Raw genomic sequence first — 13028 nt, 5'->3', positions numbered from 1 at the left:
CACTAGAAAACAATCCGCGTTCTTAGACCGAACAGCGTAACGCTATCCTGGGCGGGATTCAGCAGCGGGTCGGAAATGAACTGTACTGATGGTGTGATCTGCAATCCGGGTGAGATTGAAAATCGGTAGAACGCTTCAAGCGTGAACTGATCTCCGTCGATACCTCTTGCCTCGGCCCAGTTCAGGCCCAGCCCAGCCAAATCAGTGTTGCGACGGTAGTAACCAAGACCGGCAGAAACGGATCGATCATAGAGCGCTGCGGTCCCCTTTGAGGCCCCGGCCCGAAAGAATGGCATCCATTTATTGTCAACAAACCATGCGGCGGAAACCGCTGCGCCGTAGTCTTCCGCTCGGCGGCCATCGTCGGCTGCATCCGCATGCCAAAGCGTCAGGTGGATATTGTCAAAATAGATACGATCGAAACCAGAGGTGTAGCCGAGCTCGAGCGATTTGAAGAGATTGCCGTCGCTAAACACATCAAAGTTTGGATCAGACGGGTCGGCGTTTGCGTCAGCAACACTCGCAACCGCGTAAAAGTTTTCGCTCAGCTTTAACCCACCAGCAATGCCCAGGCCCGGATTTGGGGCATTAAGTGTCGGGTTGGTATTGAAAGACAGGTTTTGGAACCCGCTGTAGGGGCTTACCAGCCCATAGATATCGACGAAATCTGTGACATCAATCTGGCCGACTTGCAGCGTCCACGAACCGTTCTCGGCCCGTTGGGTCCAGAACAGATTGGTCAGTATCAATCCAGTATCGTTGAAGGCCGTGCCGGTAATCGAAAGCGCTCCGCCATCCAGCCCAAGGAATTGCGGGGCAACATCCGTGTAGCTGTGCCGGTCTTCGATCTTGAATGTCAGGGAACCCCGCTCAGTTGCATGCCAACTTCCGTAGAAACGCGCAATCCCGCTGGCCGCTTCACCGGTTCCCAGATCAGCATTCGTCGATTGGCCCAATGCCAGGTAGTCAATGTTGAACCGAAAACCACCCTCAGCCAGTCGATCTTTCCACTGAAACCAACCCGGTGCGATGTTGCGTGGAAAATCGGAACGATATTGCGGATCGGTCAACCCGTCTCCGGGCTCTAGATCAGCTTCGACCGACGAGGGCCCGGATAGTCCCTGAGCCGACGCTGCACCAGCGAAGGCAATACTTAACGCGACAACGAGAACCTTTATCATTCAGACGCCTTTGCCCCGCCGGTTTTGCGATTTCCCGCCGCCCGGATGCGATCAGCGGCACGCTGCTTCCATTCCAACCCGTCTGCTTCGGATTCCAAAGTTTCGACCCGCTCCGTCTCTAACTGGAACGTCGCATTCATGGGCATGAGGCCATCCACAACCATCATTTTCTGAACAGAAGGATCAATCGTCAGCCTGCCTGTCAGCCGAACGGGTTCGTGGACATAGCTGGGCGTCCAGTCCCCGTTCAACCGCACACGGATCATTTGGTTGGGTGGAGGTGGCGGCATGTGACTGCACATTCCTCGTTCTGGCACCAAATACGCCACAGGCCGACCGTCCGGATCACTTGGGGCAGGAATGGCAAAGCCCGCGAGTGTGACTGTTTGACCATCGAATTGTGGATTTCCGTGCGTTCCCGCTTTTCTTCGGCGTTCCGTCACGACCTCGCGCTGATCCAGAAGCCAGTCGACATCAATTCCATCAACTGCCAAGGCATCCTCAGTATCGGTCAACAGCGCTTGCCATTTTTGCCGTTCTTCTTCGCTGCCACGATCCCCCTGCAGCCTTCCGCGCAGTCGTACGACATACAGGAGATCATCGAGCTGTTCCGGGCTGAGATCACGGTAAGGGTCTTCAAAAACCTGAGCGGATGGGTCTGGCAGGTCTGACCAGTCCAACGCAGCTCCAGGCGCTGCCATGGCAGCGTTACCGCACAAAACCAATCCTGCGAAGACTGCAGAGCAAAACCAATTTCGCATATGTGCTCTCCGACTGCTTTTTCTGATCACTCCAGTGTGTTTTTGTATATCACACCATCCTTCATGATCAGGCGGATCGTTTCGGGGCTATCTGGTCTCGGGTCGGCACCAAACCACTGATCACCCGTTCCAACGACCGAGAAGTCTTCAAGCGGGTTGCCGTCTATCAGCAGGATGTCGGCATAGGCGCCTTCCTCGATCACGCCGAGCTTTCCAGCGGTATAGGGGTTCATAAAGTCACCTGATAGAGCGACCACCTCGCCGCCCGTCGATGTCAGCGTAACCAACGACGTGTAGGGTCCGAAAAACTCATTGTTCAGGTGCTTCTCATAGGCAATCTGGATGTTGCAAGCCTCGACCGAACCAACACAGTCAGTCTGAAACCCTCGTTTGACTGGGCATTCCTTCATATTGTCGATGTATCCTGCAAATGTGGCCGAGGCGGACTTTGCCTTAGCAAGGCTCGACGGGACATTTGCCACTGCCGGAATGTCGAGCAATCCAGGATCGAAGGCCGTCAGGTTGGTGGTAATGTATGCCCCTTTTTCATTCATGACTTGTGCAATTTCACAGTCAAACGAGAAGCCGTGTTCGATAGACATAACACCTGCATCAAGCGCACTCAGGATAGCTTCCTTGCGATAGGAATGCGCCATGACATAGCTGCCATACTCATTGGCCACTTGAACGGCGGCTCTGATTTCCTCGGGCGATCCAGCTAGCAATTGCCACGGGTCGAACGCCGAAACGACACCCCCAGATTGCATGAATTTCAACTGCGTCGCGCCCATGCGGAAATTGTTGCGGGCGAACTTGTAAACATCAGCCACACCACTGACTTCCTGCGCCATGTTCAGGCGGCTCATGTTGGTCTCTGAACCCGGTGGCGCAGTGAAATTCGCGAAGTCAGCGTGACCACCTCGCGTTCCTATAAATGCGCCAGATGGAAAGTAACGTGGGCCGTCAATCTGACCCGAGTCAATCGCGCGACGCAGCCCACCATTAGCCCCTCCTGCATCCCTGACTGTGGTAAAGCCCTGCATCAAATACATCTCGGCCATCCGCGCGCCATGAATGGCGAAGTCTTCCCAAGTTGTGTTCGCCTCCATCGATGGCAATGTCGGCCCCATCAGCATGAGGTGCGCGTGCAGTTCAATAAACCCGGGGGTCAATGTCCGCCCCTCTCCGTCTATGACCGTGGCATTGGGGGCATCAATCGCATCGGTTGAAACGACCTTGATCAGATTGCCCTCGACCAATACGCTGGCGTTCTCGATACGCTGTTCATTTACGCCATCAAAAACATGCACGTTGGTAAACAGTGTTTGGGGTTCTTCCTGATCCTGAGCCAGCGCAGACGCTGCAAAAGAAAGACCCGCAGCGACGATAATCGTCGAGCAAAGGAACATTTGTAGAACAGACATAGGTACTCCCTTCATATTCGTGTTTTGAAAATTGTAGTCCGAAAAGCTTTGGATCGGTTGCCTGTTTTGAATTAGAATGTTCGAATGTGACCAAAAAAGTGGCCACCGGATAACCGAAGTTCAGACAAGGGTGACGAGCTTGCCGTTCAACTCTATCGCTCCAGAGCATAGCGAAGGTTTCATTCGTCTCTCTTTAGCGGCGCCATTTCTGCAATATCTCATCGACCGAGGGATCAGCCCGCAACCTGCCTTGGATCAGGTCGGTTTGAAGGCCGAACTGTTGTCTGACCCATCTGTGTTCGTGCACTCAGAGTTGGTATACGGCTTGGTGAATGCCTTCTCAGAAGTTTCAGGCGATCGATACCTTGGACTGAAGGTCGGTGAGACATTCGACCTAGAGGGATGGCCACCGTTCGCTCAGGCCCTGCGATCAACAAGCTCGCTGTTCGAGTTTTTTGCCCGTTTCGTGGGGCTTGTACCGCGAGAGTCTAATTCCGTGCGGCACAGCCTTGTCATCGAAGCAGACAAAGCGACGTATCGAATAGACAGGCAGCAGGAGCCAGCTGTCCCACCCATACAGGTGACCGGCTTTGGCGCCGCAATCTATGTACGCCTATTGCAGACCGTCGTTGGAAATTCTTGGGATGCTTCCCATGTGCGATGGGAAAGCAGATATATCAATGGTCTGCCGATCGGATACAAAGGTATCGAGGTTGGCCTGGGAACCGATCCAGGAATGCAAATCAGTTTTCCTGTGGAATGGCTGTATTTGCACCATGCCTCCGAAGGCTCTGCCAAGCCCATAAGCACGCCTCAACAGGATGAAGAAGTAACCGTGGTGGCCGCTCTACGATCTGTCCTGCGCGACAAATTGGATGAAACCGAATTGGGACCAGAGGTGGTGGCCGGATTGCTGGGCATACAAACGGATCGATTTCTGAAGGCGCTTCAGCAACACGGCACAACGCTGCCCCGCGAAATCAAACGGTTGCGCGTGGACCTCGCCAAAGAGCACCTCAAACAGAACCAGATGACAATTGCACAGATAGGACTGATGCTCGGCTATTCCGACAAGTCCCATTTCACCCGCTTTTTCCGAGGTCAAACCGGAATGACACCGACTAAGTTCCGTCTTGGTGGGTAGGGCAGTTTAACTAACTGTCTAAGTCCAACGCCTTCAACAATTCGAAGACTTGGCTACGCATCCAGGCCGCCATCGGGGCATTGTCGGAACGCTTGTGCCAGATGCCGATGATCAACGCTGGTTCAATATGCATCGGAGGTTCGAACACCTTTAGTTCGAATGTCTTGGCCACCTTCATTGCAAGCTGCGCGGGTACAAGCGCGATGAGGTCGCTTTCGCTCACCGCGCGGCAAACGCCGCTAAAGACGGGCACTGTCATAGCAACTTGTCGCTGCTTTCCGACGCGATTAAGGGCAGCATCGCCCATTGCAGCCAGGTTCCCTTCAGGGGAGAACAAGACGTGGTGCAGTGCGCAGAACGTATCCATGTGCATTTGCGTCCCTTCCTGAAGCCCCTCAAGCATTGGATTTTTCTTCCGAGCTATCACGTGGAACGGCGAATGGAAGAGTGGCTGCCGATTGACCCAGTCCGGCAGAAGCAAATCCGGGATCAGCGCAATGTCAGCGTTGCGTTGTTCAAGGCTGGCCACATAGTCATTTGGAACCAGATCAACCAACTGCGCTCGTAGATTGGGCGCCGATTTTTGCAAAAGATCAGCCAAAGGCGGCATCAGGAGTTCTGCGAAGAAATCGCTGGCGGCGATCCGGAAAGTGCCTTCAGCGGTTTGCGGATCAAAGGTTGCTGGTGGAGCTAGCAAAGCCTCAAGACGTTCGAGTTCTTCGCGCAAACCGGATTCAATCCTGGCTGCATAATCAGTGGCAACCAAACGGTTTCCCTGCCGGACAAAAAGGGGATCGTCCAAGGCATGACGTAGACGCGACAATGCACCCGAGACTGCGGATTGCGACATGGCGAGCCTGTCAGCCGCCTTGACGGTCGAGCCTTCGTAAAAGAGGGCGTCCAACACGCGCAAAAGATTGAGGTCCAGTGTGGCGAAATTCACTTGGCCGATATCCTATATTAGATATTGCGGTTTGCCTGATAGGTTGGCCTTCGGATAGGCTTCTGTCAACGGAAGCGCTTTCGTTTCAATCCGATGCTAATGGAGAGAAACGATGAAAGACCTGGACCAAATCGACGGAGCCATCGAATGGCTCGGTGTAAAATACAAAACCATCCTCAGCCCAGAACAGACGGGCGGTGCTATGTCCATTGTGGACAGCTGGTCCCCTGTTGGTAGCGGCCCCCCACGCCATGTGCATCAAAACGAAGACGAAATCTTTGTAATCCTGACCGGCACATGCAGGTTCTGGTTGGAAGGCGAGGAGTTTTCCGCAGGGGCTGGCGAAAGCGTATTCATCCCACGAGGCAAAGAACATACATTCAAGGTGACAGACGACGAACCGTGCCGCCATCTCGTGATCCTGACGCCCGGCGGATTCGAAGGTTTCTTTTCCGACATGGCAGCCGGTCAGTGCCGTATCCCAGAAGACATGCCCGCCATTGAGGAGAGCGCCAAACGGCACAACATGGCCTTCACCGGCCCACCATTGGATTGAACACATGACTAAGAAACACATCGTCTATCATATCCCCGTCTGTCCCTTCTCGCAGCGACTGGAAATCCTACTGGCGCTGCGCGGACTGACGGATGCCGTAGAATTTCGTGTCGTAGACATCACCAAGCCGCGCGACCCGGAATTGCTAGCCAAGACCCGAGGGACGACAGCCTTGCCTGTGCTTGAAACCAGCGACGGCCGTATTTTGAAAGAAAGCCTCGTGATACTGCGCTATCTTGATGAGGCTCTGCCGGGGGCACCATTGCGCCGCAGTGATCCTGTCGAGCACGCCATTGAGTCGATGCTGATTGCCCGCGAAGGACCCTTCACAATGGCAGGCTACCTGTTTGTCATGAATCAGGATCAGGCCCACCGAGATGAGCATTTGAATAAGCTCCTGGCGCTTTATCGAGACCTCGATGATTTCCTGGGTCATCACAATCCGACTGGCCCATTCTTGTTCGAGGACTTCGGTTTGGCAGAGGCTGTTTTTACCCCTATGTTCAAGCGGTTCTGGTTCCTTGACTACTACGAAGGGTTTAGCCTTCCCGAGGGCAAAGAGTACGACCGGGTGCGGATGTGGCGTGACGCATGCATGGCACATCCGTCAACCGCACAGGTAACCGAGGAAGAAATCGTCAAACTCTACTACGACTACGCGCTAGGGGCCGGAAACGGTGCCCTACCTGACGGCCGCAGCGTTTCAAGTTTCACCTTCGAACCACCTTGGCAATCAAGACCCATGCCGCCAAGGGAAAAGTATGCGATTACAGCCACCGACAAAGAGTTGGGGCTTGTCGCCTGACCATGGGGTAGATAGCCAACACCGGACACCTACGCGCAGCGCAGCATCGGACAAAATGGGCTCAGTGCTGCCTTCGAATGCGGTGCGGCATACACCCGTCAGCGATCCGTTTCACAGTCGCACACGGCCCAAAGCGGTCATCCGATACTTAGATTCGCAAGGCCCGAGATACGGACGAACCTGCATTTCCCTGCAACCTGTTCAACCAGTGCTGTGGGCCCTGGAGCATACACTCAGGGCCCCATCACAACACTAAAGGTCAGAAGTCGTCACGGGGTAAGATCCATTGCTGCCACGACCTTGTCGTAAGGAAGTCCGGCGGTATCGTTCAATCGACGAACTTGATCGGCGCTTTCACCATCAAACAAGCACATGCAGCGCCCGTCTTCGGGAGCAAATGTTGAACGAACATAGCTGATCTTGTCGCCATCTGCTGTCATTTTCTGTGCTGTTGCTATCGCGGCTTTTTGAGCAGCACCCAAGTCATCCATACTGATACCCTTGAGGTTTCTTTCGACCATAAAAACAGACATTTCGCTCCCTTTCCGAATAATCAAAACCCGTGCATCTATTACACTATGGAACGTTGGCTCGGGGAACTATCGATACCTTATGAGTTAATAACTCCAGGTTTGGAAAAAACGGTGTATCCTGCGTTAAGATTGTTTTTCGCTATCAGTGACGAGGTGCCCCAATATGGAGATGTCTCAGATTAGATATGTCTTATCTGCCGCAAAGCATCTGAATTTCACCAAAGCTGCCGCAGAATGCAATGTGAGCCAACCGGCACTTACCAAGGGCGTCAAGTCACTAGAGACCGAACTTGGCGCACAGGTTTTTCACCGGGAAGGCCGGAAAATATTGGTCAGCGACTTTGGAAAGTCAATGCTGCCGCATCTACAGCACATCGTTGACGAAGCAGCAGCCACACAAGCGCTGGCTCAGAATTTTCGTTTGCTCGAAAAGGTGCCGTTGCGCTTAGGTGTCCTTTCAACAATTGGGCACGTTCGCCTTGCACGGTTTCTGGCTCAATTCGAAAAAAACCACAGCGGCTTGGAGTTGTCAGTCAATGAAGCAAGCGCGTCGGATATCAGGAAAAAACTTTCTGATGGTGATATCGATGTCGCGTTGATGACGCTGACTGAAGAACTGGAAGAAGAGTTTCGGGCGAGACCACTTTATGTCGAAAGATATGTGGTTGTTTTTCCCCCCGAGCACCGCCTTGGACGGCTAAACTCAGTCTCGCTTCAAGATCTATCTCGAGAAAACTACGTAGATCGCTTGGCTTGTGAGTTGCGCGAGATGGTAATGTCCGTTTGTCAGTCAAAAGGTGTGGAGCTGTACGCTCGTTTCCGTTCTGAGCGCGAAGATTGGGTACAAGCAATGGTTGCTGCAGGCATTGGTTTTGCTTTCATGCCAGAGTACTCGGTTACTCTGTCAGGCTTGTTGCAGCGCCCGCTTGTGGAGCCAGAAGTTTCAAGAACGATCGCGGCCTTTACAGTCCCTGGCCGAAAACACTCACCGGCACTTGATGCGCTGATGAGGTCTTCGCAGACTTTTGCGTGGCCGGGATAAGAAACTTCGGTTTTGGGCGCGAAGTGGTCATTCTCTACGAATTGCTTGAATGGCTCATGGCAGCCCTAAGCGGACCTGGCACAACTCAGGGCGAAGACAACTCGGCTGTTTGTCCTCCAAGCCTTTCGCGCAGACGAATGGCATAGTTTCCCAACGCTGAAACCGACTTCAAGCTAGGGCAGAAACCGACTCTGTGCACTTTCGCATGGTCTAAACACGTAGCGACCAGTATGAAACAAAAAGGAGGACAACACGTGGAGCGAAAGCTGGCAGCCATCCTGATTGCTGATCTTGTCGGCTTTACCGCCCGAATGGAGCGGGACGAGAAGGGCACGCTCGAAGTCCTCTCAGCGCACATTGACAAAACCGCTGTTCCGCTTGTCGGTCGGCATCACGGTCGCATCGTCAAACAGATGGGTGACGGTCTGCTCGCCAGCTTCGACAGCGCTGTTGACGCTGTTTCCTGCGCGGTTGAGTGGCAAAGTTCGCCAGTGGTGGGCTCCGATCCACTTCGCTTTCGCATCGGCGTCACTCTTGGAGACATTATCATGCGCGACGGAGATGTATTTGGTTCCGGTGTGAACCTCGCGTCAAGGTTGGAGCAGCTTGCCCCGCCAGGCGGTGTGTTGGTGTCTGAAGATGTTTATCGTGTGGTCGGGAACCGTATACCGGTCGCTTGGGAGGATGCTGGTAAGCTTACGGTGAAGAACGTTGCCGAACCGGTACATGCTTGGCGCATTGGCGGGACAAGCGCAGTTTGCGCTGAACCGCCTCGCCCTGAATCATCAGGAAAAGCCACTATTGCGGTCTTGCCACTACACAACATGAGCGACGACCCCGAACAGGCCTTCTTTAGCGACGGGATCGCGGAAGACATTATTGTGGGCTTATCGCGTTTTCGGACGCTCAAGGTTGTTTCCAGAAATGCGTCTTTCAGGTTCCGGACACAGGACAAAGATCCGGCCAAAATCGCGGAAGCTCTCGGCGCAGATTACCTGGTTGTAGGCAGCGTGCGGAAGGCCGGCAGTCGCGTGAGAATCTCGGTACAACTTGCTGACGCCCGTACAGGCACTCAACTCTGGTCGGATCGATACGACCACGAACTGGAAGATGTTCTAGCGGTTCAAGACGAGGTGGCCCGAAATATCGTCGCAGTGTTGCCGGGCAGGGTCCAGCACGATGTCGTCGACCGTTCGACACAGAAACCAACGGATCAGATGAAGGCCTATGAGCTGATGCTTAAGGGCAAGGCGTTACGCGACGGCCTGAACGCCCGAGATACGGCCAAGGCGAGAGCGTTGTTGGAACGAGCGGTCGCGCTCGATCCCTCTATCGCGAGATCTTATATGTATCTCTCAGATACATATGTCATAGATCTATGGCTTGGGCTGGCGGACGCTGATGCACCCACGCACACATTGAAAATAGCCCGAAAGGGCGTGGCACTCGATAACCGCGACGTCTACATTCAGGACCAGCTTGGTTTTGCTTATCTCTGTGCCGGATTGTGGGATGAGGCTGAGGCGCAATTTAAAAAAACACTTTCCATGATAGAAAGTGAAGCGGAGTCTATGGCCTGGTGTGGTTATGCTTTCCTACTTCTCGGCCAACACGAAAAGGCGCGCGAGGTGGTTTCGAAAGCTATGGGACTGGATCCGCTGCATCCACCTGCCATCGACTGGATTATGGGGCAGGTCGAATTTTTCAACGGCAACTATGAAGCAGCGCTTAGTTTTCTAATGGGAGCAGCCCGGCTTAACTCGCTGGCTGCCGCATTTGTCACCGCATCTTACGCGCAGCTCGGACGAGAGCGAGACGCCGCCGATGCGTTGCGAGAATTCGTCACCGAACGTCACGATGAGTTCACAAGTCGAGGTATCGTGGTTGAGGATGACACGTTAGATAGCCTTGCACGCGGGTTTCGGTCTATGTGGCGGCGACCGGATGATTTTAAACTTCTCACCAATGGCCTAAGGGCGGCAGGTATGACCGGCTGACGCCGAGTTTTGCTCTTTTGTCCAACCGCCGCGGCCTCAATTACGCGTTTCTCTGCGCCCCGTTTTTTCGGCAGGTCGGAGCCCGGAGCGAACATTTCCAAATGGACTTTGCGAATTTGGAAAGTCAAAAACGTGAGAACTCGAAAATCTCTTTTGCATGAAATCACTTAGGTAGTGCCTCAGATATGCGTTCGACTAATGCCTTCTGAACAACGGCAAACCTCGGGGTATGCGCAATTTCCTCTAACGTCGCGACCCACAACGGAACTTCGATCTTAGGGTTCATGTCCTGTGTCCGTTTGAGGCGAGTATCCGCGTCGCCAAAAAATGAGGGCAGAAAGGTTTTACCAGCTCCCGAGGCAGCCATCTGCTGTAGCACCAGAAAACTGTCTGCTCCGTTGGTCATTTCGTCAGAGTCCACATTCTCCGCTAGCCATTTTGCTGGGAGGGAACGGCTCAGCGCTCCGTCAAGCCTCATCCACTTGCGATTGGGGCTACCATCGTCAAAGACACCGAAGGACAGCGTTCCTGCACGCTCTCCGATTAGCCCATCTCCGAGCTTTACCGATGGCCGCACCGCAATGTCTGCACTCAACCGAGACAAATCATGGTGACTGTTTCCGCTTAGCAAAGTCAGTTTCAGGCCGGGGTAGAGAAGTGAGATTTCGTTGAGTATTCTAGGGATAACAATCTGACAAAGACTGTCGGTCGATGTAATACGCACGTGACCCCTTGGGGAACGATTTGCTCCGACAACCGCCCGCTCCACCGAAAGTACCGCCTCTTCAACGCTTTCCATGGCCGAAAAGATCGCACTGGCTTCGGGGAGAACGGAATAACCTGACGAACTTTTTTGGAAAATCCGGCAACCATTTCTCTCCTCGAATGCGGCCACCCTGCGCAAGACGGTGGCGTGCGTGACGCCCATGGCCGCTGCGGCTGCATTAAGTGAGCCGTATTTGCTTACCGCCAGTGCGTATCGAATGTCGTCCCAGTTTTCGTTGTTCATAAATTAACAGGAGACGCCCAATAATAAACAATTACAAGAAAATTCGTTCAAGATAAGGTTCGGGCATTGAACAGGGAGACACATCATGATGAAGCAGTTCTCAATCTTCGCGGCGGGTCTTTTGTCATTGGCCGCAATTGGCACAGCTATCGCCCACGAAAGTGAAAACCCGGCTGTGAAAGCTCGAACCTCAATCATGCAGCTCTATGCCTTCAATCTTGGTACCCTTGGCGGCATGGCCAAAGGCGAGGTGGGCTATGATGCCGAGGCCGCAACACGGGCTGCAAACAACCTTGTGGTGCTAACGCAGATCGACCAATCCGCAATGTGGCCACAGGGATCTGACAATGTGTCCGATCCGTCGTCTCGAGCGCTACCTGCGATCTGGGAAAACTTCCCTGACGTTGGTGCAAAAGGGCAGGCCATGGCAGACGCCGCTGTTGCGATGCAGGCTGCGGCTGGCCAAGATCTTGATGCCCTGAAAGCGGCTATGGGCGATCTGGGCGGAAGCTGTTCGGCATGTCACAAAGCCTACAGAGCACCGAAAAACTAAATGGTAGAAAGCTGTGAAGCGGTTTTTCCTTTTCACCGCTTTCATTGCACTTTTGGTTGGGTTGGCCGGTTTGGTGCTGACGCGGCCACAAAGAATGGATCAATCTCAACTTGACGGTTTGAACCCAGATCTTGCCAGAGGTGAAATCGTGTTCCACGCCGCAGGATGCGCATCCTGTCACTCACCGCCGGATGCGGTTGGTGAAGAAAAGCTCATGCTCTCCGGTGGTCGACGGTTTGAGACGGAATTCGGCACGTTCATTGCCCCCAACATTTCCAGTCACCCAGAAGTTGGTATTGGGTCCTGGTCTGCCCTTGACTTGGCCAATGCTCTGATCCATGGGACCGGACCAGAAGGGCAGCACTATTTTCCTGCGTTTCCCTATACATCTTATGCCAACATGTCAGTCGAAGACGTTGTTTCGCTTCACGCATTCCTCGGCACGCTTCCAGCGGTCGCAACCGAAAGCGAGGTGCATGAGGTTCGCTTTCCCTTCAACATTCGACGCGGACTGGGGGGATGGAAGCTCTTGTTCATGTCGCCAGGTTGGGTGCTCGATGGGGATCTAACCGACCAACAACGACATGGCCGGTACTTAGTGGAGGCTCTTGGCCACTGCGCCGAGTGCCATACGCCACGCAACGGCTTAGGGGGCATGCAACGCGATCTCTGGTTGACGGGAGCGCCAAACCCCAGCGGAAAGGGGCGTATCCCCGGCCTGACCGTAGACCAACTTGATTGGTCTGAGGCAGACATTGCCGAGTATCTGAAATCCGGCTTCACTCCGGATTATGACAGCGCGGGTGGTGAGATGGTGGACGTCATCGAGAACACATCACGCCTCACGGATGAGGACCGTTTGGCGATTGCCGCCTATCTCAAAGCTATTCCTGTTTCGTCGACGGGGCTTCCATCCGAGTAACAGTCGTTTGGCGCTATGCTGCGGGGACTAGAACTGCCGGGTCCTTTGTCGCTTGAGACAAAGCAGAACGCCCGCAGCGTTGTCGCTACGGACGTTCTGTGTCGCTGGTCGCGGGCGTAGGATTTGAGCCTCTGACCTTCAGGTTATGAGCCTGACGA

Annotated in this window: 13 protein-coding genes; 7 read left to right on the top strand and 6 right to left on the bottom strand. The window is 53.9% G+C overall.

Annotation, left to right across the window (positions count from 1 at the left end; translation table 11 throughout):
• Positions 1-2: 2 nt before the first annotated feature.
• The 3 genes from GOX45_RS21435 to GOX45_RS21425 form a co-directional block, all read right to left on the bottom strand.
• Entirely contained in the window at positions 3-1181 is a 1179-nt protein-coding gene (locus GOX45_RS21435) for a carbohydrate porin (RefSeq protein WP_171103949.1), read from the bottom strand.
• Positions 1178-1882 carry a DUF3299 domain-containing protein gene (locus GOX45_RS21430; protein WP_254446133.1) on the bottom strand — a complete coding sequence of 235 codons (705 nt, stop codon included), beginning with the start codon at positions 1880-1882 and terminating at the stop codon, positions 1178-1180. The genes GOX45_RS21435 and GOX45_RS21430 overlap by 4 nt, the downstream gene beginning before the upstream one ends.
• Before the next feature lie 86 nt (positions 1883-1968).
• Positions 1969-3366 carry an amidohydrolase family protein gene (locus GOX45_RS21425; RefSeq protein WP_171103946.1) on the bottom strand — a complete coding sequence of 466 codons (1398 nt, stop codon included), beginning with the start codon at positions 3364-3366 and terminating at the stop codon, positions 1969-1971.
• A gap of 139 nt (positions 3367-3505) precedes the next feature.
• Between GOX45_RS21425 and GOX45_RS21420 the strand changes: the two genes are divergently transcribed.
• Entirely contained in the window at positions 3506-4510 is a 1005-nt protein-coding gene (locus tag GOX45_RS21420; RefSeq protein WP_171103944.1) for an AraC family transcriptional regulator, read from the top strand.
• 10 nt (positions 4511-4520) lie between these two features.
• On the opposite strand, the gene GOX45_RS21415 is transcribed toward GOX45_RS21420, so the two are convergent.
• Positions 4521-5453, bottom strand: a complete 933-nt coding sequence (locus tag GOX45_RS21415) for a LysR family transcriptional regulator (RefSeq protein WP_171103942.1) — start codon at positions 5451-5453, stop codon at positions 4521-4523.
• 112 nt (positions 5454-5565) lie between these two features.
• On the opposite strand from GOX45_RS21415, the gene GOX45_RS21410 reads away from it, so the two are divergent.
• On the top strand, positions 5566-6009 hold the full coding sequence (locus GOX45_RS21410) for a cupin domain-containing protein (protein ID WP_171103940.1): 444 nt from the start codon (positions 5566-5568) through the stop codon (positions 6007-6009).
• A gap of 4 nt (positions 6010-6013) precedes the next feature.
• Positions 6014-6814 carry a glutathione S-transferase family protein gene (locus tag GOX45_RS21405; protein ID WP_171103938.1) on the top strand — a complete coding sequence of 267 codons (801 nt, stop codon included), beginning with the start codon at positions 6014-6016 and terminating at the stop codon, positions 6812-6814.
• 269 nt (positions 6815-7083) lie between these two features.
• Here the strand turns inward: GOX45_RS21405 and GOX45_RS21400 are convergent, their stop codons facing one another.
• Positions 7084-7347, bottom strand: coding sequence for a DUF4242 domain-containing protein (locus GOX45_RS21400; RefSeq protein WP_171103937.1), 264 nt, complete (start codon positions 7345-7347; stop codon positions 7084-7086).
• A 163-nt stretch (positions 7348-7510) separates the two neighbouring features.
• Here GOX45_RS21400 and GOX45_RS21395 point away from each other — a divergent pair, with 163 nt between their 5' ends.
• Complete coding sequence (locus GOX45_RS21395; RefSeq protein ID WP_171103935.1) at positions 7511-8389, top strand: LysR family transcriptional regulator; 879 nt, start codon at positions 7511-7513, stop codon at positions 8387-8389.
• 230 nt (positions 8390-8619) lie between these two features.
• Positions 8620-10386, top strand: a complete 1767-nt coding sequence (locus tag GOX45_RS21390) for an adenylate/guanylate cyclase domain-containing protein (RefSeq protein WP_217350616.1) — start codon at positions 8620-8622, stop codon at positions 10384-10386.
• Between the two features lie 163 nt (positions 10387-10549).
• Here GOX45_RS21390 and GOX45_RS21385 read toward each other — a convergent pair whose 3' ends face one another.
• On the bottom strand, positions 10550-11395 hold the full coding sequence (locus tag GOX45_RS21385) for a LysR family transcriptional regulator (RefSeq protein ID WP_171103933.1): 846 nt from the start codon (positions 11393-11395) through the stop codon (positions 10550-10552).
• Positions 11396-11483: 88 nt separating this feature from the next.
• Here GOX45_RS21385 and GOX45_RS21380 point away from each other — a divergent pair, with 88 nt between their 5' ends.
• Positions 11484-11948, top strand: coding sequence for a cytochrome c (locus GOX45_RS21380; RefSeq protein WP_254446132.1), 465 nt, complete (start codon positions 11484-11486; stop codon positions 11946-11948).
• Positions 11949-12042: 94 nt separating this feature from the next.
• Positions 12043-12870, top strand: a complete 828-nt coding sequence (locus GOX45_RS21375) for a cytochrome c (RefSeq protein ID WP_171103930.1) — start codon at positions 12043-12045, stop codon at positions 12868-12870.
• The last annotated feature ends 158 nt before the right edge of the window (positions 12871-13028 follow it).

This window comes from Ruegeria sp. HKCCD7255 (assembly GCF_013031565.1).
Taxonomy (GTDB): Bacteria; Pseudomonadota; Alphaproteobacteria; order Rhodobacterales; family Rhodobacteraceae; genus Ruegeria.
This window is presented reverse-complemented; position numbering and strand designations above follow the sequence as displayed.

Bases quoted from the DNA above. Each gene is read 5' to 3' on its own strand.
- GOX45_RS21435 (WP_171103949.1), bottom strand. From the start codon at position 1,181: ATGATAAAGGTTCTCGTTGTCGCGTTAAGTATTGCCTTCGCTGGTGCA.
- GOX45_RS21375 (WP_171103930.1), top strand. From the start codon at position 12,043: ATGGATCAATCTCAACTTGACGGTTTGAACCCAGATCTTGCCAGAGGT.
- GOX45_RS21390 (WP_217350616.1), top strand. From the start codon at position 8,620: ATGAAACAAAAAGGAGGACAACACGTGGAGCGAAAGCTGGCAGCCATC.
- GOX45_RS21410 (WP_171103940.1), top strand. From the start codon at position 5,566: ATGAAAGACCTGGACCAAATCGACGGAGCCATCGAATGGCTCGGTGTA.
- GOX45_RS21380 (WP_254446132.1), top strand. From the start codon at position 11,484: ATGAAGCAGTTCTCAATCTTCGCGGCGGGTCTTTTGTCATTGGCCGCA.
- GOX45_RS21385 (WP_171103933.1), bottom strand. From the start codon at position 11,395: ATGAACAACGAAAACTGGGACGACATTCGATACGCACTGGCGGTAAGC.
- GOX45_RS21405 (WP_171103938.1), top strand. From the start codon at position 6,014: ATGACTAAGAAACACATCGTCTATCATATCCCCGTCTGTCCCTTCTCG.
- GOX45_RS21425 (WP_171103946.1), bottom strand. From the start codon at position 3,366: ATGTCTGTTCTACAAATGTTCCTTTGCTCGACGATTATCGTCGCTGCG.
- GOX45_RS21400 (WP_171103937.1), bottom strand. From the start codon at position 7,347: ATGTCTGTTTTTATGGTCGAAAGAAACCTCAAGGGTATCAGTATGGAT.
- GOX45_RS21395 (WP_171103935.1), top strand. From the start codon at position 7,511: ATGGAGATGTCTCAGATTAGATATGTCTTATCTGCCGCAAAGCATCTG.
- GOX45_RS21430 (WP_254446133.1), bottom strand. From the start codon at position 1,882: ATGGCAGCGCCTGGAGCTGCGTTGGACTGGTCAGACCTGCCAGACCCA.